Below are 24,638 nucleotides of genomic sequence, written 5' to 3' on the forward strand. Positions count from 1 at the left end.
GCCGTCAATGTCAGGGGTCCCTCGTACAGTTTCGTTAGCCGAACAACTGGCGTAAATTTGGATCATCTGCTACGGTGATCCGGCTGCTGTTCCGTTTGGGTGCTTTGTTTGCACCTGAATAGACAGCACAGGATCAAAGAAAGGACCCTCGTGGCCCTCATATCTCTCACACTGCGACACGCGAAGAAGTATTGGCTCTTCATAAGTCTTGTCATTGTGCTTCAACTACTGTCGACCATCGCTGCGCTTGCTCTGCCGAGCTTGAACGCGCAGATTATCGACAAGGGTATTGCCCAGGGCGATACCGATTTCATCTGGAACACCGGTCGCCAGATGCTTATTATTTCACTCGGCCAGGTGGCCTCTGCCGTGCTTGCCGTCTATTTTGGTGCGCGCAGTTCGATGGGCATTGGGCGCGACCTGCGCCGCGAGGTCTACCGCAAGGTTGACTCGCTCTCCACGCTTGAAGCGACGAGCTTCGGTGCGGGCACACTCATCACTCGCGGCACGAACGACGTGCAGCAGATCCAGATGCTGGTGCTGATGACGCTGAACTTTATGGTGTCCGCTCCGATCATGGCGATCGGTGGCATCATCATGGCGCTTCGCGAAGACGCCGGCATGGCTTGGCTGGTCTGGGCTTCGGTTGCACTCCTTGCTGTCATCGTTGGCTTCCTCGTTTGGCTGCTCCTCCCACTTTTCCGCGTCATGCAAGAGCGCGTGGACTCGATCAACGGTGTGCTGCGTGAACAGATCATGGGTATTCGTGTTGTTCGTGCCTTCGTTCGCGAAAACTTTGAGGCGGATCGCTACGGCGTTGCTAACAGGAACATCACCAATGTTTCGGTGAAGGTTGGCAACATCTTTGTGCTGATGTTCCCCGTCATCATGATGGTGCTGCACTTTGCGACGAGCGCCGTGCTCTGGTTCGGTGGACACAGGGTCGCCGACGGTCAGGTTGAGATTGGATCGCTAACCGCTTTCTTGCAATACCTCATGCAGATCCTCACCGCTGTGATGATGGGTGTCTTCATGACCATGATGATTCCGCGCGCCGTGGTGTGTGCGGAGCGTCTTCGTGAGCTGTTCGACACGAAGTCAACGCTTACCTTCCCCGATTCGGAGACGGTAGCGACACCAACTTCTGGTCGGATCGAATTCTCCGATGTGACGTTTGGGTTCCCCGGAGCCGAAGACGCCGTTATCAAAAAGGCGAGCTTTGTAGCGGAGCCGGGCAAGACTACGGCGATTATTGGTTCTACCGGTGCCGGCAAGACGGTTCTGCTCAACCTGATGCTGCGGCTCTACGACCCGCAGTCGGGCAGCATTACCGTTGACGGCACCCCGGTTTCCAAGCTCACGCGAGGTCAGCTTGCGAAGTCGATGAGTCTCGTACCGCAGCGACCGTATCTCTTCTCCGGCACCATTGCATCAAACCTTCGTTTTGGTCGCGCCGAGGCCACCGAAGAAGAGCTTTGGGAAGCTCTGCGTGTTGCTCAGGGCGAGGAATTCGTGCGCGAACGTGACGCACAGCTTGAGGAGCCTGTCTCGCAGGGAGGCACAAGTGTTTCCGGCGGCCAGCGTCAGCGCCTTTCGATCGCACGTGCGCTCGTGGCAAAGCCGCTCGTGTATCTCTTTGACGACTCGTTCTCAGCGCTAGATGTTGCAACCGATGCTCGGTTGCGGGCGGCGCTGCCAGAGGCAACCCAGGGGGCCACGACAATCATCGTTGCGCAGCGAGTCTCGACTATTACCGAGGCCGACCAGATTCTCGTAGTTGAGGGTGGCGAAATTGTGAGCCGAGGCACACACAACGAGCTCCTCGAAACGAGCGAGGTCTACCAAGAAATTGTGAAATCGCAGCTCGAAGAAGCGGAGACAGTCTGATGGCTAAGAAGAAAGAAAAGGTCTCGACCGCGACCGACGAGTTCGAGCTTCCCGACGATTACCAGCCTGATAACAGTGACTGGATGGGTGGCGGTGCTGCAAAGAAGGCTAAGCACTTCTGGCCCTCGGCCAAGCGTCTTATCGGCTTGCTGGCCCCCGAGAAATGGCTGTTCTCGCTGATTACCCTGCTGGTGATCGGCTCTGTGGTGCTCTCAGTTATTGCCCCCAAGATTCTTGGTCAGGCAATGGACGTTCTGTTTAAGGGTGTCCTGGGGCAGAACCTCCCCGCGGGTGTGCCGCTTGAAACGATCATTGAGCAGGCTCGGTCAACCGGCAATGGCGAGTTTGCAGACATGCTCGCTGGTTCACAGCCCGTTCCTGGCGAGGGAATCGACTTTGGGCTGCTGGCTCAGCTGATCCTTACCGTGCTCGGGCTCTACCTGATTAGCTCCTTCCTCATGTGGCTGCAGGGCTATCTGCTCAACGGGCTCGTCATGCGCATCGTGTACAAGCTGCGCCAAGACATCGAGTTGAAGATCAACCGTTTGCCGCTGAGCTACTTTGATAGCCGCCAGCGCGGTGACGTGCTCTCACGTGTGACGAACGACGTTGACAACATCCAGCAGGCACTGCAACAAGCCTTCTCGCAGCTCGTGCAGTCTGTGTTGATGGTCATCGGTATCACGGCGATGATGTTTGTTGTCTCCTGGCAGCTCGCGCTGATCGCGCTGATCGCGCTGCCCCTCTCGGGTGCTATTGCCGGGGTGGTGGGTGTGCGTGCGCAGAAGCTCTTTGTCGCTCAGTGGAAGCACACGGGCGAGCTCAACGGTCACATTGAAGAGTCCTTCACCGGACACGAGCTCGTGCGCATCTTCAACCGCGACGCCGAGATGATCGAGGAGTTCGACAAGCGTAACGAGGGGCTCTTCGAGTCTTCATTCAAGGCGCAGGCGCTCTCTGGCACCATCATGCCTGCGATGCAGTTCGTGCAGTACCTCAGCTACGTGCTGATCGCAGTTGTGGGAGCGCTTCGGGTCACCTCCGGTCAGATGACCCTTGGCGACGTCACGGCGTTCATTCAGTACTCACGTGAATTCTCGCAGCCAATCGGCGAGATCGCGGGTATGGCGAACATGCTGCAGTCGGGTGTTGCCTCTGCGGAGCGCACCTTCGAGCTGCTGGATGCTGATGAGCAGGATCCTGACACGGCGAATGAGAAGCTGCCCGAGCGCAGTGATGGCCACGTGGAGTTCGACAATGTGAGCTTCAGCTACGATTCCGAGCAGCCGCTCATCTCGAACCTGTCGCTTGAAGCAAGCCCCGGCCACACGGTCGCGATTGTTGGCCCGACGGGTGCTGGCAAGACGACGCTCGTGAATCTGGTGATGAGGTTCTACGAGCTCGACGGCGGCAAGATCCTTCTCGACGGTGTCGACATCACTCAGCTCTCCCGAGCTGATCTGCGCAGCCAGGTTGGTATGGTGCTGCAGGATGCGTGGCTGTTCAACGGTACGATCCGCGAGAACATCCGTTACGGTCGACTCGATGCAACTGATGAAGAGGTTGTTGAGGCAGCACAGGCAACCATGGTGGACCGCTTTGTGCGCCAGTTGCCCGACGGCTACGACACGGTCATCGAAGAGAACGCTTCTTCGTTGTCTGCGGGTGAGCGCCAGCTGCTGACGATTGCGCGTGCGTTCATCGCGAACCCGTCGCTGCTGATCCTCGACGAGGCGACCTCCTCCGTTGATACTCGCACCGAGGTGCTGGTGCAGACGGCGATGCAGGCGCTGCGCGCCGACCGCACCTCGTTCGTGATCGCGCACCGCCTGTCGACGATTCGCGATGCCGACTCGATCCTGATGATGGAGCACGGTCGCATCGTGGAGCAAGGCACTCACGTCGAGCTGCTGGAGCGCCGTGGCGCTTACTACAAGCTCCACCAGGCCCAGTTCGCCGGTGAAATCGACGAGGAACAGGCGGAAGAGATCCTTACCGGATCGGTTCCGGCGACCACCGGGTCGATTCCAACAAACGCGGCTGAGTAGTCCCCACTCGTGACCAGAACATCCTCGAGCGACCTAGAACGGTTTCCGCGACAGGATGATGCCTCACGAGACTCGCCAACGGCGAGTCTCGTGAGGTCGGCCATGGCCGCTGGCGAATCGATGCTGAACGACGGAACAGGTGGTTTGACTCGGGGCTCTTCAAAATCGCCGTTCACGAAACCCGTTGCGATCGCAATGGGTTCCGTCATCACGCTGGTTGGTCTTTCTAATGGCGTGCCTCGGCTCGGAACTGATGAGAATCTGGTTGGCATTGTTATCTTGGTGTCGTGCAGTGTCCTTGCGCTGCTTGCTTTTGGGATGATTCCTCAGCGTGCACCTCAGGGATCCTTTCGCCTGATCAACGCAACCGTCATGACTCGCGCTGAACAGCCAACAGCTGACTCGTGGGTGCATCTCGCTTCAACAAGAGCTATGAGGATTACGCTCATCCTCGGGTTCTTTCTGGGGTCGCTCTCGCTGCTTGCGATGGCCGTCTACGCCTTCCTGCAGGGCATCGGAGTGGTGTCAAAGCCGAACTCCTCAACAAATTCCTCATTCTTGATCGTCATATCCGTTATTGTCGCTGCGGTGGGTTGCCTGGGGGTTTGGATCTCAAGCCTGTTAGTGGGACGCCGCCTGCGGAACGGAAGCTTCGGCACCCGACCCAGCGGTGTCGCACTGGGAGAAACTTCCGTTGCGGTGCGGGTGCCAGGGAAGAACATCGAAATTCCCTGGGTGCAGATCAAGCGTGTGGAGCCGGTAATCGTGCCAACCCGCAACGCTGAGGACTTCTCAATGATTCGACTGGCATTGATGCCAGGGGGAATGATCACTGAACGCGCACAAATGCTCGCCACCGATGGCTATCAAGTTCCGACAGACGCTCTGTACACGGCGTTGCGCTGGTATCACGCGCATCCCGAAGCGCGTCGGGAGCTGGGCCGTGTGGAGGGGCAACAGCGTCTACAAGCATGGTGTGACCAAGCGGTCTCGTAGATCCGGTACACTAGTCAAGCCCCCCATGTGGCGGTACCTCGGCGAACTCCCCCAGGACGGAAACGGAGCAAGGGTAGTCGGGCTCTATCGGGTGCATGGGGGGTCTTGCGTACCCAGAAGTGTGACCCACTCCGCGCGGTAAGCTCAAAGTATGAGTTCTTCGCGCGGTGCCGTTGTTATTGGGGCCGGTCCAAACGGGCTTGCGGCGGCGGTGACGCTGGCTCGGGCGGGAGTTCCCGTAACGGTCTACGAGGCTGCAGAAACCATTGGCGGGGGCACCCGCACTGTCGAGCTCGTGCAGCCGGGGGTGCTCCACGACGTGTGCTCGGCGATCCACCCGATGGCGCTAGCCACCGAGTTTTTTCGGAAGTTTGAGTTGTCTCGCAGGGTCGAGTTCATCGTGCCTGATGCGTCTTACGCGAACCCGCTTGAAGGAACTCGTGCGGCGATGGCCTACCGCGATCTTGATCGGACCGCCAAGGAGCTTGGAAACGATGGTGCGGCCTACGCCCGCTTCTACCGGCCGCTGCTTAGGCACCTGGAGGGTGTCATTGACTTCTCGCTTGGCGGCAGCATGTTGCGCTGGCCCACGAACATGCCCGCCGCTATCGCGACGGCACTCCGCACCGCCGAACAGGGCACCCCGCTGTGGAATCTGCGGTTTCGCGAAGAGTTCGCACCAGCCCTTATCTCGGGTGTTGCAGCCCACAGCATCGGTCGCATGCCCAACCTCGCTACCGCGGCCGTCGGCACCGTGCTCGGTGCGCTTGGGCACGCGAGCGGGTGGCCCGTGCCCGTTGGCGGTTCTCGCGCGATCACTGAAGCGCTTGCGGCAGACCTGCTTGTGCACGGCGGACGCATCGAGACCGGTCGTGCTATCGACAGCATTGACGAATTTGGTGACGCGGTTGTGCTGTTTGATACCTCCGCGCGCGGCCTCGAACGCATCGCAGGGTCTCGACTTCCGAAAAACTACCGGCGCGCGCTTTCCAAGTTCCGCTATGGCAACGCCGCCACGAAGGTGGACTTTGTGCTCGACGGGCCAATTCCCTGGAGCGACCCTCGTGTCAACGCGGCGCCCACGGTGCACCTGGGCGGATCCCGAACCGAGGGGGCAGCTGCCGAGCGAGTCGTGGCGCGCGGCGGGCACCCCGGTCGCCCATATGTATTGCTTGCCCAGCCGACCGAATTTGACCCCGAGCGTAACCCCGCGGGCGTCAACGCCGTCTGGAGCTACACGCACGTTCCAGCGGGATCGACGGTCGATATGGCTCCCGCCGTCATCGCACAGATCGAGCGCTTTGCCCCGGGATTCCGCGACCGCATCCAAGCTGTCAATGTCACGACGGCGGCAGACTTTGCGGGCTACAACCGCAACTACATCGGTGGCGACTTTAGTGCGGGTGCCGTTTCGCTCTTGCAATTGGTCAAGCGCCCGGTGGTGGCTCAGGATCCATGGCGCACCCCAGCGAAGGGCGTGTACCTGTGCTCGTCCTCGACCTCACCAGGGCCCGGCGTACACGGGCTTTCAGGTTGGTACGCCGCACTCTCAGCCCTCAAACACGAGTACGGACTGCCCGCGCCCGACCTGTCGATGTAATCCAGGGCACCCGCTCACCGCAGGAACTTCGAATCGGGAGCTGGGGCTAAGGCAAGCTCACTAAGCTTGAACGCGTGGCAGCAAGCATTTACTTGACATCGGCCGAGGGCAGAACTGGTAAGAGTGCGGTTGCACTGGGAGTGCTCGACGCACTGCTTCCAGATGCGCCGAGAGTTGGTGTGTTCAGGCCGCTGATCCGTGCCGGCGCCCAGCGTGATCGTGTGCTCGAACTGCTGCGTGGACGTGCGACCGCAGACGTTCCGTACGAGGCCTGCATCGGCGTTACCTATGAGGAAGCGAATGCTGATCCTGACGGCGCAATGGTGAGGATCGTCGCCGCATACCAAGCGCTCAAGGCTCACTGCGATGCAGTGGTGGTGGTTGGCTCAGACTTCACGGACGTGGCGGTGCCCACCGAGCTTTCATTCAACGCGCGAGTCGCCGCGAACCTCGATGTTCCCGTGATGCTGGTGCTCAGTGGCCGCGCAAGCGACAGTCTCGAACAGCTGGGGCAGATCCCGGCTCGCACCCCCGAAGAGATTGCGCAGATCGCCGAGATTGGCCTGCACGAACTGAACAAGGGGCACGCGACGGTGCTCGCGGCCCTGGTGAACCGCGCTGATCCCGAGCAGCTCGCTGACATTACCGGTGCGGTTTCTGCCTGCATGCCCAAGGACGTTCCCGTGTGGGCGGTGCCAGAAGAGGTACTGCTGGTGGCGCCCCAGGTGTCTGCTGTTGTAGCTGCGGTCGAGGGCAAGCTGGTGCGGGGAAGCGCGGAGCTGCTTGCCCGCGAGGTACGCGAGATCGTTGTTGCGGGCATGGCGATGGAGCACGTGCTGCCGAGGCTGCTTGAGGGGTCCGTTGTGGTGATCGCGGCCGATCGTGCTGAGACGCTGCTCGCCGTGTCGATGGCGCACGAGGCCCCGACGTTTCCGACAATCGCGGCGGTTGTGTTGAACGGCGATTTTGCGTTGCCGCCCGATGTTGAGCGCCTGCTCGACGGCATTGATTCGACGCTGCCGATTATTCGCACGAGCTTCGGCACCTTTGAGACGGGGCGTCGCATCATGCAGTCGCGCGGCTTGCTCACCGAGGAGTCACCCGCGAAGTTCGACACGGCGCTCGCGCTGTTTGAGAAGCACGTCGATGCGGCGCTGCTGCGAGAGCGGCTTCGGCTGCATCGGGGCGGGATCCGCACACCCGTCATGTTCGCCTATGAACTGTTCGAGCGGGCCACCGCAGCCAACGCGCACATCGTGCTGCCCGAGGGCGGAGACGATCGGATCTTGCGCGCCGCGAGCACACTGCTTGCGCGCGGAGTCGTGCGACTCACGATCCTTGGCGATGAATCCGCCGTGCGCAAGCGCGCGGGTGAACTGGGGCTTTCGATTGATGCAGCTGAGGTGCTGGATCCCGCTGTCTCACCGCTGCGTGACCGATTTGCTGCCGAGTACGCGCGGTTGCGCGCTCACAAGGGTGTGACTCTTGAGCGTGCCCTTGAGGTGATGCTCGACGGCAGTTACTTTGGCACGATGATGGTGCAGCTCGGCATCGCCGACGGAATGGTCTCGGGAGCCGCCAACACTACCGCGCACACAATCCGGCCGAGCCTGGAGTTCATCAAAACGAAGCCCGGTGTCTCTGTCGTGTCGAGTGTGTTCTTTATGGCGCTTGCGGATCGTGTGCTGGTCTACGGCGACTGCGCCGTGAACCCAGATCCGACCGCGCCGCAGCTCGCAGACATCGCGATCACTTCAGCGGAGACCGCCGCGCAGTTCGGGGTGGATCCCCGCATCGCAATGCTGTCGTACTCGACGGGGGAATCGGGAACGGGCGCGGACGTTGACAAGGTGCGCGAGGCGACCGCTCTCGCGCAGGCTGCCCGCCCCGATCTGCTCATCGAGGGACCGCTGCAGTATGACGCGGCGAGTGACCCCTTAACGGGCGCCTCAAAGCTGCCGGGGTCCGAGGTCGCTGGGCGCGCGACGGTGTTCATCTTCCCTGATCTGAACACCGGTAACAACACGTACAAGGCTGTGCAGAGGTCCTCCGGCGCTGTGGCAGTTGGGCCGGTGCTCCAGGGACTCAACAAGCCGGTCAACGACCTCTCGCGCGGGGCGACGGTCGAAGACATTTTGAACACCGTGGCGATCACCGCGGTTCAGACGGGAGCCCAGAAGGCGGCGGAGGCTGTATCGTGACGACAATTTTGGTGGTGAACAGCGGATCATCTTCCGTGAAGTATCAGCTGGTGGACGCGGCGAGTGGCGCCCGGTTCGCCTCGGGTCTGGTCGAGCGGATCGGCGAACCGCTGGGGCGCATTCAACACCAGGCCGGCGAGGCGCGGAGCGAGCGGGAGCTTGCGGTGCCGGATCACGCAGCCGGATTTGCAGCGATGCTTGATGCGTTCGCACAAGCGGGTACCCCCATTTCTGAGCTCGGGGTTGCGGCCGTGGGGCACCGAGTCGTTCAGGGTGGCAGCGAGTTCGTCGAGCCAACACTGATCACCGATGAGGTGGCCGAGCGGATCCTCGCGCTTGGCGAGCTGGCCCCCCTACACAATCCTGCGCACTACCAAGCAATTGTTGCGGCGCGCGCGGCGTTCCCCGAGGTGCCGCACGTTGCGGTGTTCGACACGGCTTTTCACCAGTCAATACCCGCTGAGGCATACACCTACGCCATCGATACGACCGTTGCTGCTGAGCACGGCATTCGGCGCTACGGATTTCACGGGATCTCGCACCTGGTCGTGTCCCGCCGCGCCGCGGCCTTTCTCGGCAAACCCGTTTCCTCGCTGAAGCAGATCGTGCTGCACCTCGGAAACGGTGCCTCTGCGTGCGCGATTGACGGTGGCATCTCCGTCGACACGTCAATGGGGCTGACGCCGCTTGAAGGTCTCGTAATGGGCACCCGCAGCGGCGACCTTGATCCCGGGCTCATGTTGCACCTGCTGCGTGTCGGGTACAGCACAGACCAGCTGGATCAGCTGCTCAATAAACGCTCCGGGCTGATGGGGCTCGCCGGGTCCAACGACTTCCGAGACCTGCAGCGCGCGGCTGAGGAGGGCGACGCTGCTTCCCAGCTCGCCTTTGGTGTCTACGTGCACGCGATTCGCCGCTACCTCGGGGCTTACCTCGTTGAGCTTGGCGGTGCTGACACGATTGTGTTCACTGCTGGTGTGGGGGAGAACTCGCCAGCGTTGCGCGCTGCCGTTTGCGCAGAGTTGGAGTGGTTCGGGGTGAGGATCGATCCCGCTCGAAACACCGCGGTCGGTGGGGGGCCTCGCCGCATCAGCGCGGATCATTCGCGCATCGAGGTGCTTGTCGTACCGACCGACGAAGAGGCCGAAATCGCGCGCCAAACCTGGCAATTGGTGTCGGCGTAGCGTTCGCTCTGCCGCGGACCCCGTGAATGTCAGAGGTCCCCGGTAGCATTGCTTTTGTGGTTGCAGCTCTCTATCGCCGTTATCGGCCAGACTCCTTCGCCGAGATGATCGGTCAGTCCCAAGTGACTGAGCCGTTGATGACCGCGCTGCGCACAGGCAGAGTCGGTCACGCCTACCTGTTTAGCGGGCCGCGAGGCTGTGGCAAAACGACCTCGGCCAGAATCTTGGCGCGCTGCCTCAACTGCGCTGAGGGCCCAACCGACGTTCCCTGTGGCACGTGCCCAAGCTGTGTTGAACTGAGCCGTGACGGTGGTGGGTCGCTCGACGTTGTTGAGATTGACGCCGCGAGCCACGGTGGTGTTGACGACGCACGCGACCTTCGTGAACGTGCCGTGTTCGCGCCCGCTCGCGACCGCTTCAAGATCTTCATTATTGACGAGGCGCACATGGTGACCCCGGGTGGCTTCAACGCTCTGCTGAAGATTGTTGAAGAGCCGCCGCCGCACGTGAAGTTCATCTTTGCGACGACCGAGCCCGACAAGGTCATCGGCACGATCCGCTCGCGCACGCACCACTATCCATTCCGTCTGATCGCCCCCGCAACTCTGATCGACTACGTGCAGAGTCTGTGCGATAGCGAGGGTGTGCAGGTTGAGCCCGGTGTGCTGCCCCTCGTTGTGCGCGCCGGTGGCGGGTCAGCGCGTGACACACTTTCGATTCTTGATCAGCTGATTGCGGGATCCGAAGACAACCTCGTGACCGCAATTCGCGCGGCAGGTCTGCTCGGATTCACGCACACCGAACTGCTCGACGACGTAGTGGTGGCCTTTGGGGCGCACGATGCCGCGGCGGCATTCCAGGCTACCGATCGTGTGGTGCAGACCGGGCAGGATCCGCGACGCTTTGTTGAAGATCTGCTCGAGCGGTTGCGCGACCTGATCGTTGTGACGGCCACAACCGTTGAGGGCGCTGCTGCGGTGTTCCGCGGTGTTCCGCAGGATCAGCTCACGCGTATGTTCGAGCAGGCTCAGGCATTTGGGCCCGGTGAACTGTCACGCATCGCTGACACTGTGAGCGCGACACTCGACAAGATGGCGGGAGCGACTGCTCCACGCCTGCAGCTCGAACTGATGATCGCTCGTGCGCTCGTGGTGCACGGCGAGAGTGCGCAGCGCGGTGGTGCCCCGCAGGCTCAGCCGGTCACGGCTCAGCCAGCGCGCGGCGTGACTCCTGCCGCTCCAAACCAGGGGAGTGGTGCCCCGGCTCAACCCGCCGCCCCGAGCCGCCCGGCTCACGATCCGGTCGCAGCTCTCGCGGCCGCTCGTGGCGCAGCGACAGCCCCCGCGGCCCCACCGACGCCCGAACCGGCCGTAGCAACACCCGCCGCTCCTGTCAGCGCACAAAACAACGCTGTGCCAAACAATGGCGCACCCAATGCGGCGCAGACTGCGGCCTCGATTCGCGACTTCTTGCGTGAAGATGACTCAGTGGCAACACCGCCGGCTGCCCAGCAGCCCGCGCCGCAGGAAGCCCCGCAGCCGACGGCTCAGGCCCCGCGGCCCGCCGAACCGGCTTCTGCCCCTCACCCGAACGAGGCGGCGGCATCCTTTGGACGACCGATCTCTGACATCCTCAGCACGAGCCAGATCGAAAGCATTGGTTCTGAACCAGTTGCGGCACCAGCAACACCGGCCCCAGCCCCCGCGCCCGCGAGCGGCGCAGGAACCGACCAGGCGGAAGGCTCTCAAGCCGCAGTGCCCGGCCCGGCAGCCGAGGCTCCCGCCGGTGCAAATGCTGACGGCCCCGCCCCGCAGCCTGTTGATGGGGGCGAAGGGTCGGAGCTTGAAGACCTGCTTGAGGTGTGGCCCGACCTGCTTGAAGAGATTCTTGAGCGCGACCGTGAGGCCTGGAACGCTGTCCGATCGGTTGTACCGCTCTCGCTTGAGGGCGACGTGCTGGCGGTTGGACTCGCTTCGCAGTCAGACCTTGCGGCATTTAAGTCCGTGGGAGCTGGACCGCTTCGCGAGGCAATCCTGTCCGCGGTCGGCGTGAGCGTGAAGTATGTTCCGAAGCGCCTGCCCGAGGGCCATGCTGCCGGAGCGCAGAATGCTCCGCGGGAGACTCAGACCGGTTCAGCGGCTGACGCAGAGGAGCCCCATCGAGCGGGGCAATCCAGCCCGGTCAGCCAAACTGCTCAGAGCGCACAAACGAACTCCGACGACCCTGAACAGCGCGCTGCCGCGCGACTCAGTGCGCTCGGGCCCGCGCTCGCCGCGCCGGCGTGGGCGGATCCGCAGCCCGACGCGGTTCCCTCGATCGCCGAGGTGCTTGAAACCTCGTCGACGCCCGAGCCAGAATCCGCCGCGGTAGACGAGACCGCACAGGCTCCAGCCGTCTCTTCGGAGGAACCCGCCGCTGAGCAGGCTGTGCCAGCGCAGCCCTCTGCTGAGGCGCCGGATGCATACGTTGAACCCAGTGATGACCTCTACGGAGACGGTGACCCCTACGCCGAGGGGGACCCCTATGCAGAAAGTTCTGCTGGAGTCGCTCAAGACGCTGCTGAGCAGTCGCAGTCGCAGGTGCAGGTGCAGGTGCAGGTGCAGGCGGCTGCAGCGCCCGAAGCCGCGACCTCGAACCCGGAACCCGCCGATCCCGAGCCGACCGAAGCGGTCGAAGCAGCGGCAGATCCGTCGCCGGCGGCTGAGCCCAAATCAAGTGCTGCCGCCCCGCCGCAAGAGACAGTGCGCGCGGCACCGACTTTCACTCGCTACGGTGAGGCCGTCGTGCGTGAAGTGCTGGGGGCCCGTTTTATTGAGGAGCGACCGCTCCCACCTCGCCAGGAGGCATAGCCCGTGTACGACGGAATTATTCAAGACCTGATCGACGAGTTCGGCAGGCTCCCCGGAATCGGACCGAAGTCGGCCCAGCGCATCGCGTTCCACATTCTGCAGACGCAGAACTTCGACGTGACCAGGCTCGCCGAGCTGCTCACCGATGTGCGCGAAAAGGTGCGATTCTGCGAGGTGTGCGGCAATATCACGGAGCAGGAGCAGTGCGCGATCTGCCGCGATCCACGGCGCGACGAAACCATCATCTGCGTGGTCGAAGAGCCGAAGGACGTGGTTGCGATCGAGCGCACCCGCCAGTTCCGCGGGCTCTACCACGTGCTCGGCGGAGCCATCAGTCCGATCGACGGCATCGGCCCTGACGATCTCAGTATCCCGAAGCTCATGCAGCGCCTCGGCTCGGGCGAGGTGAAAGAGGTGATCCTCGCCACCGATCCGAACCTAGAGGGTGAGGCGACCGCCGCCTACCTCTCGCGCCTGCTCACCGCAATCGAGGTGCCCGTCTCTCGCCTTGCCTCAGGCCTCCCCGTCGGTGGCGACCTCGAGTTTGCTGACGAGGTCACGCTCGGGCGGGCGTTTGAGGGGCGTCGGAAGGTCGAGTAGCTCTCACAGCAGAGGGCGCGGGGACGCAGAGGTTTAGCCAAGCAAACAACTGCTATCTTTCCGGTAGGCACGAAGGAGGACCCCGATGCTAGTTACCGTGACCTACGAACCGCAGCTGGAGCTTGCTGCCACAGGCGCAAAAAGCGTAAATGCCGAACAAGCAGTCTCGATCCCGAGTAATACCGACGCGACTGCACTGAGCTACCTCCTTCGTAAGCATCCCGAGCGCGTTCAAAAGTTCAACGCACCCGTTGGCGATATTCACGTCTTTTACCCCGAGGTCACTCCTGAGCGGTGCACCGTCGCGATGCTGCTCGAGGCGGATCCTGTCGGTCTCGCCCGCAACAAGCGCTTTCGCGGTGATGCCATGTCTCTCGGCCACTATGTAAACGACAGGCCGTACGCAGCTTCAAGCATGCTCGCTGTCGCGATTGGAACAGTCTTTCGCTCGGCCATGAACGGACAAAACGAGGAGTTTCCAGAGCTCGCGGTTGCCGCGATTCCGTTGCAGGTCGAGATTCCCGCGGTTTCTGCTGTGGGCACACAAACAGACCTTGCTCGGACACTCTTTGAGGGCTGCGGCTGGGAGTACACGGAAGAAGTGCTGCCGCTCGATCCGAATTACCCCGAGTGGGGTCCGTCGCGTTACCGCTCGATTACTCTACGCGGCCTCATCCCGCTTTCTATCGCTCTGCGGCAGCTGTACGTGTTGTTGCCCGTGCTCGACGACTCAAAGCACTACTGGGTGGGCGACGCCGAAGTCGACAAACTGACGAGGGCCGGAGAAGGATGGCTTGCCGAACACCCGAATCGTGAACTCATCACCCGCCGCTACCTGCTCAATCAGCGTGACCTTGTTGCACAGTCCGAAGTGGCGAACGAGTCGAGCATCATCACAGCCGCTGATTCGCAGGCTGCGAAACAGGGTCCACCGCTTCGAATTCAGCGGGCCGAAGCGGTCCTAGAAACCTTGCGCGAGGCACGTGCGCACACCGTGATTGACATGGGGTGCGGTCCCGGTGCTTTGCTGACGAGGCTTGCTGCCGACCGATCCTTCACGAAGATCCTGGGAAGCGACGTTTCAGCGCGCTCCCTCGAGCAGGCAGCCAAAGCGCTGAACCTAGACCGTGCCTCGGATGCCGACCGTGAGCGGATTGAGCTGGTGCACGGCTCCGTTGTGTACCGAGACGAACGACTGCGCGGTTTTGATGCGATGGTGCTCATGGAGGTGATCGAGCACGTTGATCCCTCACGACTCGACGCGCTCGAAGACGCTGTCTTTGCGTGTGCACGACCGACATCTGTCATCGTGACCACTCCAAATGTCGAATACAACAACCTGTACCCAGATCTCGCACACGGTTCTGCCCGTCACGATGATCACCGATTCGAATGGACCCGAGCAGAATTCCGCGATTGGGCCGAGACCGTCGCAGAACGCCAGAACTACGTGGTTGAGCTGCGGGCGGTGGGGCCTGATGACTCTTCCTACGGATCTCCAACTCAATTAGCACTCTTTCGCAGGGAGGCACGCGCATGAATCGTGAAATGAACAACGAACGTGGCAGTGCGCTCGCGATCCCGAATATGTCGCTTGTTGTGCTCATTGGTGCTTCGGGATCAGGCAAGTCAACCTTTGCTCGCAAACATTTCGGCGAGTTTGAAGTGCTGTCGAGCGACACGTTCCGCGGCATGGTTTCGAACGACGAAAATGATCAGGCGGCGACCACAGCCGCCTTTGAAGCCCTGCAGTTTGTGGCGGGTAAGCGCCTCGATGCCGGTCTCCTCACTGTTATCGATGCCACCAGCGTTCAGCCGAGTGCCCGGAAAGAGCTCGTTGCGCTTGCTCGCGAGCACGACGTGTTGCCAGTGGCCATTGTGTTTGACCTACCGGAATCGCTGTGCGTCGCGCGCAATGCCGAGCGAACTGAAGCGGGTAGCTCGCGAACCGTACCCGCGGGCGCAGTGAAGCGGCAGAGCGACCAGCTTCGTCGGAGCCTTCGCAACCTGGGGCGTGAGGGTTTCCGTAGGGTCCACATCTTGCGTGACGAGGATCAGGTCAACGCTGCGACGATTCAGCGCGAGCCGCTGCTCAACGACCGCAGTTGGGATCGCGGCCCGTTTGACGTGATCGGAGACGTGCACGGTTGCCGCAGCGAGCTTGAATCGCTGCTCACGAAGCTGGGCTACGAGATCACTCGCGACGAGCAGGGACGTCCAACAGATGCGCTCCACCCCGAGGGTAGACGCGCGCTTTTTCTGGGAGACCTCGTCGACCGCGGACCCGATTCGGCCGGTGTGCTGCGTCTCGTCATGGGGATGGTGGGGGCCGAGCACGCCCTGGCGGTGCCCGGTAACCACGAGGCGAAATTGGTTCGTGCGTTGCGCGGCGCAAAGGTGACGACGTCCCACGGTCTCGCCGAGACACTTGCGCAGCTGTCGGGTGAGACCGCCGAGTTTCGCGATCAGGTGGTCGAGTTCTGCGATGGTCTCGTAGCCCACCTGGTTCTCGATGGTGGTGATCTTGTAGTTGCCCACGCAGGTCTGAAGGAGCAGTACCACGGCAGGGCATCAGGTCGGGTGCGTGAGTATGCGCTCTACGGCGAAACCACGGGCGAAACCGACGAGTATGGCCTGCCGGTTCGCCTTCCCTGGGCGAAGGACTATCGGGGTAAGGCCGCGGTGCTCTACGGACACACTCCCGTACCCGAGGTCGTGTGGACGAATAACACCGCTTGCCTTGACACCGCTTGTGCCTTTGGCGGATCGCTCTCGGCCTTGCGTTACCCAGAGCGTGAAGTCGTGCAGGTGCCTGCGGAGCAGCAGTGGGCTGAGCCCGTGCGTCCGATCCAACCGCTCATTCCTGAGCGAGAGCCTGGAATTCTGCGACTCGATGACGTGCAGGGGCGCATCCGTGTAGAGACCAGCACTCATGGCCGTATCGGCATTGACGAGAAACAGTCGGCTGGCGGGCTCGAAACCATGAGTCGCTGGGCGATTGATCCTCGCTGGTTGCTCTACTTGCCGCCCACTATGTCACCTCCGAAGACCTCCACGGTGCCCGGTTTTCTCGAGCACCCGCAAGAGGCATTCGAGTACTTCTTGAAAGAAGGCATTACCGAGGTTATCTGCGAAGAGAAACACATGGGTTCACGAGCCACGGTGCTTGTGGCTCGGGATCCCGCTCGCTTCGGCGCACCAGCTCATTGGAGAGGTGCAATTTACACCCGAACAGGGCGGCCATTCTTTGATGCTGCCGCAGAGCTTGAGTACCTGAAGAAGATGGATCGTGCGCTCGAAGCCTCGGGGGTGTGGGAAGAGCTCGATGCTGACTGGATATTGCTCGACGGAGAAATGTTGCCGTGGTCGTTGAAAGCCGGTGACCTTATCCGAGATTTATACGCGTCAGTCTCTGCCTCCGGTCTTGCCGCAACCGGTGCCGCCAACCGAGCGCTCGCCGCCGCGGCGGATTCCGGGCTCGATGTTGCGGCGCTTTCCGAACGAATCAAGGATCGGCACGACGATCTAGAGCGCTTCCGTGACTCGTACCGTCGCTACGTTGGGCAAGCCGACGAGGTTCGATTTGCGCCGTTCCAGATACTTGCAGCGGGTGACAATACGTTTGAGCGGCGTGACCACGGTTGGCACCTCGCGATTGCGGACCGTTTAGTCGCCGAGGCTCCAGAGCTGTTCCAGGCGACTGGGCGGTTGCGGGTGGATCTCGAAGATCCCGCGCAGACTGAGAGTGCCGTGCAGTGGTGGCTGAGCCTCACGAGCGCCGAACATGGCGGCGAGGGCATGGTGGTCAAGCCTTTTGCGAACCTCACTCGCACGGCGAAAGGACTCGTGCAGCCCGGCATTAAGGTGCGTGGACGCGAGTACCTGCGCATCATCTATGGGCCGAGTTACACCGAAGAGCGCGACCTGAAGCGGCTTCGTGAGCGGAACACGGGGCAGAAGCGCTCGCTCGCTGGCCGTGAGTACGCACTCGGCATCGAAGCGCTACATCGTGTTGCGCGCAGTGAGCCGGTATGGCGGATCCACGAGGCAGTTTTCGCGATCCTTGCCCTGGAATCGGACCCCATCGACCCTCGACTATAGGCGTCGTTTAGCTTGCTCACCGGGATCCGCCGCAACACGCATACTTCGTCCGGTAGACTGGCCCCTGGCCAAGAATCCAAGGAGGAACCCCGCGTGGCATTGATCGTGCAGAAGTTCGGCGGATCCTCGGTGGCCGATGCAGAAAGCATCAAGCGTGTAGCGAAGCGAATCGTCGAAGCGCGCCGTGCGGGCAACGAGGTTGTTGTTGCGGTGAGCGCGATGGGCGACACCACTGACGAACTGCTCGATCTCGCAGCTGCGTGTACACCGATTCCTGCGCCTCGAGAGCTCGACATGCTGCTCACCGCGGGCGAGCGCATCTCGATGGCGCTGCTCGCCATGACCATCAAGGGTATGGGGATCGAGGCGCTGTCGTTCACGGGCAGCCAGGCCGGCATGATCACCACGTCCGAGCACGGATCCGCGAAGATCGTTGACGTGACCCCGGGTCGCGTGCGCGAGGCGCTCGATCAGGGTGCTGTCGCAATCGTTGCGGGATTCCAGGGATTCAGTCGCGACTCTCGCGACATCACCACGCTGGGTCGTGGCGGATCCGACACCACTGCCGTCGCCCTCGCCGCTGCGCTCGGTGCCGACGTGTGCGAGATCTACACCGACGTCGACGGGGTCTACACAACCGATCCGCGTGTTGTGCCGCTCGCGCGCAAGATCGACTCGATTACCGCGGAAGAAATGCTTGAACTTGCGGCCTCCGGCGCAAAGGTGCTGCACCTGCGCGCTGTTGAATACGCCCGCAGGCACGGAGTTGTGCTGCACGTCCGCTCCTCATTTTCAGATGAGCCGGGCACAATAGTCTACGACCCCGCCAAGGGGCATCCGAAGGGAGTACAGGTGGAAGAGCCGGTCATCACGGGCATCGCCGCGGAGAAAGACGAAGCAAAGATTACGGTCGGTGGCGTCCCAGACGTTCCGGGCAAGGCCGCGCAGATCTTCGAGATCGTCGCGACTACCCACGCCAACATCGACATGATCGTGCAGAACGTGTCGGCCGCCGACACGAACCGCACCGACATTTCCTTCACGGTCCCGACCGGCGACGGCAAGCGTGTCATCGACGCGCTCGAGGCCGAGCGCGAGGCGCTTGGTTTTGAGAGCCTGCAGTACGACGACCAGATCGCCAAGGTTGCGGTCGTCGGTGCCGGCATGCGCACAAGCACGGGTGTATCAGCGATGCTGTTCCGCACGCTGTTTGAGGCCGACATTAACATCGAGATGATCTCGACCTCCGAGATCCGTATCTCAGTTGTCACGAGGGCTGACCTCATGGACAAAGCCGTGCGTGTGTTGCACACCGCCTTTGGCCTCGACAACGACACCGAAGCAATCGTGTACGCCGGTACCGGCCGATAAAGGGGAGTAGCCATGTCTGAACAGCAGGGAGTTTCCGTCGCCGTTGTTGGAGCGACCGGTCAGGTCGGCGCGGTGATGCGCCGTTTGCTCGATGAGCGCGATTTTCCAATTGGATCGCTGCGCCTCTTTTCCAGCGCTCGTTCGGCCGGCACAACCATTGAGTTCCGTGGCCAGCAGATCATTGTAGAAGACACAGCGACCGCCGATCCTGCTGGCATCGACATCGCACTCTTCTCCGCGGGCGGCGCAGCTTCGAAGGCTCACGCTGAGCGCTTCGCCGCTGCTGGCGCGACGGTGATCGACAACTCGAGCGCTTGGCGCCTTGACCCCGAGGTTCCGCTCGTGGTGAGTGAGGTCAACCCGCACGCGATTGATCAGGCAGTCAAGGGCATCATTGCGAACCCGAACTGCACGACCATGGCCGCGATGCCTGCTATGAAGGCGCTTGACGCCGAGGCAGGGCTTGAGCGCCTCATCGTCACCACGTTCCAGGCTGTCTCAGGATCGGGCCTTGTCGGCGCAACGGAGCTTGCCTCGCAGGCGGCTGCCGCCGTTGAGAGCGGCAACCTCGAGCGCCTCGTGCACGATGGCTCTGCAGTCGATTTCCCTGCCCCGCAGGTTTACACCAAGACCATCGCCTTCGACGTTCTGCCTTTGGCTGGCTCGATCGTGGACGACGGCCAGGGTGAGACTGACGAGGAGAAGAAGCTCCGCAACGAGAGCCGCAAGATTCTCGAACTGCCTGAGCTGCTCGTTGCAGGTACCTGCGTGCGCGTTCCCGTGTTCACCGGACACTCGCTGTCGATCAACGCGGAGTTCGCACGTCCCATCTCTGCGGATCGTGCGCGTGAAGTGCTTGACGCCGCTCCCGGCGTGCAGCTGAGCGAAGTGCCGACGCCGCTTGAGGCGGCCGGGCAGGATCCCAGCTTTGTTGGCCGCATCCGCGAGGACCAGTCGGCCCCTGAAGGCCGCGGCCTCGTACTCTTCATCTCGAACGACAACCTGCGTAAGGGCGCGGCGCTGAACGCTGTGCAGATCGCTGAGTTGGTTGCTGCGCGTTTGTTGGTTGCTGCGTAGGGACTTATGCTCCCGCTCGAAGTAGCACAGAATCCGCTGGTTCCGGGTGGATTCGACGTCGTGTGGGGCATCGTTGTGGTGGTGTCAGCGCTGCTTTTTGTCGCGGCATTTGTTGTATTGATTCGCAAGCGTGAGTTATTTTCGCTGACCGCGGCAATTCTTTGGTTCTTCGGGATTTTGGTAGTTCCGGTGCTCGGGCCACTGTTTCTGTTGCTGTTTACCAGAGGCAAGCGAGCTGACAGGGCGGAGTGAGCCCTGCCATCCTGCGCGAGACATGGCCCCTGTCATCCTGCGCGAGGCACGGCCCTTGTCATACTGCGCGAGGCACGAGTCACAGGATCGCTCAGAACGACACAGTTCCTACTTCGCAGGCTCCAGCGTGATAAGGCTGGCTTCCGGGCGGCAGGCGAAGCGCACTGGCGCGTAGATTGAGTTCCCGAGGCCCGCGCTCACGTTGAGGAACGCGGCTCGGTGTGCGTCGTACCAGACGCTTAAGCCCCGGGCCTGCGCTGTCGGCAGGTCGCAGTTAGAGGTGAGCGCACCCACCCCGGGTACGCGTACCTGTCCGCCGTGTGTGTGACCCGCGAGGATCAAGTCTGCGCCGTCCGAAAGGAGCTCGCCGAGCGGCTCCTGGTAAGGGGCATGTACGACGCCGATACGCAGGGGAGACGCAGAGGCGGCGTCTGATCCTGAGCTGCTCGACGAGGTGACCAACGCAAGTGATTCACGCATCGCGTCGACATTGTCGTAGCGGATGTGAGGATCATTGAGCCCCAACAACTCGAGCTGAGTGTCGCGCAGCTGAAGTGTGGCTGCGGCGTTATTGAGATTGATGCAACCGAGTTTCTCGAGCCCGCTCGTGAGCTTGGCGTTGTCGATGTCAGGTTTCCGCGTGCTGAGGCGACTCGGCTCCATCAGATACTTGAGTGGGTTCTTGAGGTGCGGGGTGTAGTAGTCGTTTGAGCCGTGCACAAATACGACCGGCGAGACCTCGGTGAGGGGCTGTAGTGCGTGCAGCAGTGCAGCCCGGGCTTCCAGGTGCCCCATGAGGTCGCCGGTCAACACAACCAGATCTGGTCGCAATCCAGCTAGAGAACGGACCCAGTTGATCTTGTTGGTTTGCCACGGAGCGAGGTGCAGGTCGGAGAGCTGCAGGATGCGAAGCGGCGCGGTGCCCTCGCTGAGTAGCGGCAGCGTGTGTCGACGGATGGTGAAGAGTCGACGTTCGATGAGTGTTGACCAGAGGGCAACGCCGACGGCGGCCGTCCCGAGGGCGGCCGCCGTGCGGCGTGAAGCGCTTGTCATTTTGTTACTTCTTTGAGCAGGCGAGGCTGAGCGTGATTTGCTTGTCAGATCGCACTTCAGTGCCGCTCGCAGGATCGACCGAAACGACCTTGTCCTTGGAGGGGTTCACTCTTCCGCCAGCTTGGCAGCTGAAGTCGACGTTTGAGAATCCTGCGCCGCTGAGTGTCGACTTCGCGCTATTGCCAGTGGCTCCGACGAGACCGTCTGGAATTGGTGAGGCCTGACCATTGCTCCGAAGAATGGCGATGTTGGACCCTCGGGGAACCGAGGCGCCGGCGCCGGGATCCGTGTTGGCGACCATTCCCTGAGCGACGGAAGAATCAACCTCGCCGCCATCTACCACGTTGAAGCCCACCTGGGTAAGCATGTTTGAGGCTTCTTCGTAGGACTTGCCCTTCACATCTGGAATGGTATCCATCGTCACCTGCGTAGCGCTGGCTGAAGGCTCGGGGAATGCGTCGCCCTGGTACTTCAGGTCTGCCACATTCATGACTGCAGGCCAAATCGTTTGGTCTGCAGTCTGGAAAGAGTAGCCGAAGGTCGACCTGCGGCCACAGTTGGTGCCGTCGGGGGCGCACACCGGTCCGGCATTTCCCACCCAGGTGGCTGTTGCGACCTTGCTGCTTGCGCCCACCGACCAGTTGTCGACAGCGTCGTCAGTGGTGCCAGTCTTGCCGAGGTGTGGGATGCCATGGGCTGAACGCGCATAACTCATAAGGCTGTTGCCGTTGTTAATGTAATCCTGCAGTGCGTAAGCTACGCCTGCCGCAACCTCGGGACTGACGCCTTCGGTGCACTTACTCCCGGTGAACGCAACGGGATTGCCATCGCTATCTTCGATCTTGTCGATTGGCATGGGCGTGCAAACCGTGCCGTCACCGGCAAACGCCGCATATGCAGAAGCCATGGTGATGGGAGCAATCTCGTCGACACCGCCAAAGACTCCGGAAGGCACACGAGTGAGCTTAGTGGTCCCAAAGTTGTCAAAAGTGGCCATATCTGGATTTTCCAGTTTCGCTGCACGATGAATGCCAAGCTTTTCCGCAAGCTTGTAAGTGTCACAGAGATCCATCTTCTGCTGCATCGATATCAAGCCACCGTTAACCGAGTTTCGTATGGCGATCAAAGCGGGCTGATTGCCCCGTGTGCCGAGGTTATCGTTCGTGAAGGACCAAGATCCGTAACCGTAGACTCCATCGGGTGCACACGAGTCTTTGAAGCTCTGCAGCTGCACGGTCCTACCATCCATCTGTACGATGTCGCGCACGGAGTGGCCAGTGCGGATCCACTCCGCGAGTGTGATCGGCTTAAAGGTAGAACCAACCTGGAAGCCACTCGAACCGCCGTCTTCGTAGTCGGTGTTGTAGTTGATCGTTGTGTAATCGGGGTGGTCTTTCAAGAAGCTTTCAGCGTTATTGAACGGCTTATTCTGTGTCATCGTGAGCACACGCCCCGTTCCAACCTGGACACTTGAGGTTGCGGATCCCACGTCGATCCCGTCTGCTAGTGCAGGAACGGTCTCATTTGTCGCCTGTTTAGCAGCCCACTGCATGTCGAGATCAATCGTGGTGTAGATCTTGTACCCGCCACGACTGAAGTTAAATGCAGCCTCCTCGGGAGTCTCGCCAAACTTCTTATCCTTCTTGATGGTGCGAATGACATAGTCACAGAACGCTCCGAGGCCGTGGTTTTGCTCAGCAATGTTGCAACCAGCGATGCGTTCATGAATGTTGGGCGTAACAGGCGTTGCGATCGCCTCGTCGTGCTGAGCCTGCGTGATCTTGCCGGTGCGCAGCATGCTGTTTAGAATCTTGTCACGACGTTCTTTATTCGCAGGAATGTTCTTTGGAATATCGATCTGCAGCTTGGCCGGGTTGTTAACCGTGGCAACGAGGCTCGCGGCCTCTGGCAGGGTGAGATCCTTCGCGGTCTTTCCAAAGTAGTAATTTGCGGCGGACTCGATGCCGTATACCTTACGACCGAAGAGCGCGATGTTGAGGTAGCCGAGCAGAATCTCGTCCTTCGAGTACTTCTTCTCGATGCTGATCGCATACTTCATTTCCTGGAGCTTGCGCTCAATGCTGTCTTTCATCGCAGCCTTGTACTCCGCGTCGCTCTCCTTCTTATCCGGAATCGCGAGCGCCTCCTGGATGCGCACGTTACGCACGTACTGCATGGTGACCGTCGATGCACCCGAGTACCCCGACCCCGCAGCGTTCTGCAGTACGGCACGCCCTGAGGCCAACACGTCGACGCCGCCGTGGGTGTAGAACCTGGGGTCCTCCTCCGCAACGGTCGCGTCCTTGGCGTACTGCGAGATGTCTTCCCACTTGACCGTCTTGCGATCCTGGTCGTAGAACGTTGCAAGCTCAACGTCCGAACCGTCAGCTGCTTTTGCGTAGAGCGTCGAAGGCTCTGCCAGCTGTCCCGGGTTGAGGTGGTTCGGCAGCTTCTCGAAGATATCGACGGCGGTTGTTGCCGCCATGCCGCTTAGAGCCACGACTGGCGTGACTGCAGCGGTCACGAGAACGCCTGCGATCAGGCACATTGCGACGGCTCCGATGATGCCACCGAGGGCGCTGCCAGCTGAGCGAGGCTTCACCGTCCGGGCGCGCGAAGACTTAGATGTCCGAGGGGTCATAGAATCTAGGGTAAGCGAAGCTTGCTGACAATTCAGCTAGGCGGAGAAATCAACTGGTTCTATCCAGGTTTCTTTGCGCTTGTTTGTTCGTCTACCGGAGAGGATCCGCACGTGAGTGAATCCGCAGAAGTGCAACGCTGGGAGTACTTCGTAACACCATTGCTCCTGCACAATGAAGCGCAGATCCTCAATAACTGGGGTGCGCAGGGCTGGGAGCTCGTGCAGATTATCGAAGGACCAGCTGGCGGAAACGTCGCGTATCTAAAGAGGAAGGCCTGATATGTCAGTCATTGAAGAGCGTTTGAGTGAACTCGGTTTTGAGATTCCCGAGGTCGCTGCGGCCGTCGCAGCTTATGTGCCGGCGATCCGTGACGGCAACTACGTCCTGACCGCGGGACAGCTGCCCTTCGTCGATGGCAAGTTGCCGGTCACTGGCAAGGTAGGTGAGGGCGAAGGGCTCGTCTCTCCCGAAAAAGCTGAAGAGCTTGCGCGGCTGTGCGCGCTGAACGGTCTGGCTGCCGCGCGCGGCGTGCTCGGCTCACTCGACAAGATCACGCAGGTTGTGAAGGTGACTGCGTTTGTCGCCTCCGATCCTTCCTTCACCGGACAGCCCGCGGTCGCCAACGGCGCCTCGGTGTTCCTGGGGCGTGTCTTTGGAGACACCGGGATCCACGTCCGCTCCGCGGTGGGAGTTTCAGTTCTGCCGCTCGACGCTCCCGTCGAGATCGAGTTCGTGTTTAAGGTTGCTGACTAGCCTTCACAGCACAAACGAGTGCGG

The 24,638-nt window shown here is 61.3% G+C and carries 17 protein-coding genes and 1 other RNA gene; 16 read left to right on the forward strand and 2 right to left on the reverse strand.

Annotated features, from left to right (window positions below; genetic code table 11):
- Positions 1-150 precede the first annotated feature (150 nt).
- The 14 genes from G7068_RS12575 to G7068_RS12640 all read left to right on the forward strand — a co-directional run bounded on the left by G7068_RS12575 (position 151) and on the right by G7068_RS12640 (position 20,166).
- Positions 151-1,887, forward strand: a complete 1,737-nt coding sequence (locus G7068_RS12575) for an ABC transporter ATP-binding protein (RefSeq protein ID WP_166292280.1) — start codon at positions 151-153, stop codon at positions 1,885-1,887.
- Positions 1,887-3,935, forward strand: a complete 2,049-nt coding sequence (locus G7068_RS12580; protein ID WP_166292281.1) for an ABC transporter ATP-binding protein — start codon at positions 1,887-1,889, stop codon at positions 3,933-3,935. The genes G7068_RS12575 and G7068_RS12580 overlap by 1 nt, the downstream gene beginning before the upstream one ends.
- 9 nt (positions 3,936-3,944) lie before the next feature.
- Positions 3,945-4,931: a tetraspanin family protein gene (locus G7068_RS12585; RefSeq protein ID WP_166292282.1), complete on the forward strand. Its 987-nt coding sequence runs from the start codon at positions 3,945-3,947 to the stop codon at positions 4,929-4,931.
- Positions 4,932-4,944: 13 nt separating this feature from the next.
- An RNA gene (ffs, locus tag G7068_RS12590) (signal recognition particle sRNA small type) lies at positions 4,945-5,044 on the forward strand.
- A gap of 38 nt (positions 5,045-5,082) precedes the next feature.
- On the forward strand, positions 5,083-6,531 hold the full coding sequence (locus G7068_RS12595) for a phytoene desaturase family protein (protein WP_166292283.1): 1,449 nt from the start codon (positions 5,083-5,085) through the stop codon (positions 6,529-6,531).
- Positions 6,532-6,605: 74 nt separating this feature from the next.
- Positions 6,606-8,732, forward strand: a complete 2,127-nt coding sequence (gene pta, locus G7068_RS12600) for a phosphate acetyltransferase (protein WP_166292284.1) — start codon at positions 6,606-6,608, stop codon at positions 8,730-8,732.
- Entirely contained in the window at positions 8,729-9,916 is a 1,188-nt protein-coding gene (locus G7068_RS12605) for an acetate/propionate family kinase (RefSeq protein ID WP_166292285.1), read from the forward strand. Before pta ends, G7068_RS12605 begins: the two co-directional genes overlap by 4 nt.
- A 56-nt stretch (positions 9,917-9,972) precedes the next feature.
- Positions 9,973-12,765 carry a DNA polymerase III subunit gamma and tau gene (locus G7068_RS12610; RefSeq protein WP_244304494.1) on the forward strand — a complete coding sequence of 931 codons (2,793 nt, stop codon included), beginning with the start codon at positions 9,973-9,975 and terminating at the stop codon, positions 12,763-12,765.
- Positions 12,766-12,768: 3 nt separating this feature from the next.
- A complete protein-coding gene (recR, locus tag G7068_RS12615; RefSeq protein ID WP_166292287.1) occupies positions 12,769-13,365 on the forward strand; it encodes a recombination mediator RecR in 597 nt (198 codons plus the stop codon).
- A gap of 85 nt (positions 13,366-13,450) precedes the next feature.
- Complete coding sequence (locus tag G7068_RS12620) at positions 13,451-14,905, forward strand: 3' terminal RNA ribose 2'-O-methyltransferase Hen1 (RefSeq protein WP_166292288.1); 1,455 nt, start codon at positions 13,451-13,453, stop codon at positions 14,903-14,905.
- Positions 14,902-17,466: a polynucleotide kinase-phosphatase gene (locus G7068_RS12625; RefSeq protein ID WP_244304495.1), complete on the forward strand. Its 2,565-nt coding sequence runs from the start codon at positions 14,902-14,904 to the stop codon at positions 17,464-17,466. Before G7068_RS12620 ends, G7068_RS12625 begins: the two co-directional genes overlap by 4 nt.
- A 93-nt stretch (positions 17,467-17,559) precedes the next feature.
- Positions 17,560-18,837, forward strand: coding sequence for an aspartate kinase (locus G7068_RS12630; RefSeq protein WP_166292289.1), 1,278 nt, complete (start codon positions 17,560-17,562; stop codon positions 18,835-18,837).
- Between the two features lie 12 nt (positions 18,838-18,849).
- Positions 18,850-19,914 (forward strand): aspartate-semialdehyde dehydrogenase, encoded by a 1,065-nt coding sequence (locus tag G7068_RS12635; RefSeq protein WP_166292290.1) that lies wholly within the window; start codon positions 18,850-18,852, stop codon positions 19,912-19,914.
- Between the two features lie 60 nt (positions 19,915-19,974).
- Positions 19,975-20,166: a hypothetical protein gene (locus G7068_RS12640; RefSeq protein ID WP_166292291.1), complete on the forward strand. Its 192-nt coding sequence runs from the start codon at positions 19,975-19,977 to the stop codon at positions 20,164-20,166.
- Between the two features lie 108 nt (positions 20,167-20,274).
- Here the strand turns inward: G7068_RS12640 and G7068_RS12645 are convergent, their stop codons facing one another.
- Positions 20,275-21,219: a metallophosphoesterase gene (locus tag G7068_RS12645; RefSeq protein ID WP_166292292.1), complete on the reverse strand. Its 945-nt coding sequence runs from the start codon at positions 21,217-21,219 to the stop codon at positions 20,275-20,277.
- A 4-nt stretch (positions 21,220-21,223) separates the two neighbouring features.
- A complete protein-coding gene (locus tag G7068_RS12650) occupies positions 21,224-23,860 on the reverse strand; it encodes a transglycosylase domain-containing protein (protein WP_166292293.1) in 2,637 nt (878 codons plus the stop codon).
- Between the two features lie 111 nt (positions 23,861-23,971).
- On the opposite strand from G7068_RS12650, the gene sp36 reads away from it, so the two are divergent.
- A complete protein-coding gene (sp36, locus tag G7068_RS12655; protein WP_166329141.1) occupies positions 23,972-24,139 on the forward strand; it encodes a Sp36 family protein in 168 nt (55 codons plus the stop codon).
- Position 24,140: 1 nt separating this feature from the next.
- On the forward strand, positions 24,141-24,614 hold the full coding sequence (locus G7068_RS12660) for a RidA family protein (protein WP_166292294.1): 474 nt from the start codon (positions 24,141-24,143) through the stop codon (positions 24,612-24,614).
- Positions 24,615-24,638: the final 24 nt, after the last annotated feature.

It is taken from the genome of Leucobacter viscericola (assembly GCF_011299575.1).
Classification (GTDB): Bacteria; Actinomycetota; Actinomycetes; order Actinomycetales; family Microbacteriaceae; genus Leucobacter; species Leucobacter viscericola.

What these genes read in the sequence shown, in the direction of transcription:
- G7068_RS12580 (WP_166292281.1), top strand. Translation starts at nt 1,887, where the DNA reads ATGGCTAAGAAGAAAGAAAAGGTCTCGACCGCGACCGACGAGTTCGAG.
- G7068_RS12595 (WP_166292283.1), top strand. Translation starts at nt 5,083, where the DNA reads ATGAGTTCTTCGCGCGGTGCCGTTGTTATTGGGGCCGGTCCAAACGGG.
- G7068_RS12620 (WP_166292288.1), top strand. Translation starts at nt 13,451, where the DNA reads ATGCTAGTTACCGTGACCTACGAACCGCAGCTGGAGCTTGCTGCCACA.
- G7068_RS12625 (WP_244304495.1), top strand. Translation starts at nt 14,902, where the DNA reads ATGAATCGTGAAATGAACAACGAACGTGGCAGTGCGCTCGCGATCCCG.
- G7068_RS12635 (WP_166292290.1), top strand. Translation starts at nt 18,850, where the DNA reads ATGTCTGAACAGCAGGGAGTTTCCGTCGCCGTTGTTGGAGCGACCGGT.
- G7068_RS12645 (WP_166292292.1), bottom strand. Translation starts at nt 21,219, where the DNA reads ATGACAAGCGCTTCACGCCGCACGGCGGCCGCCCTCGGGACGGCCGCC.
- G7068_RS12650 (WP_166292293.1), bottom strand. Translation starts at nt 23,860, where the DNA reads ATGACCCCTCGGACATCTAAGTCTTCGCGCGCCCGGACGGTGAAGCCT.
- G7068_RS12660 (WP_166292294.1), top strand. Translation starts at nt 24,141, where the DNA reads ATGTCAGTCATTGAAGAGCGTTTGAGTGAACTCGGTTTTGAGATTCCC.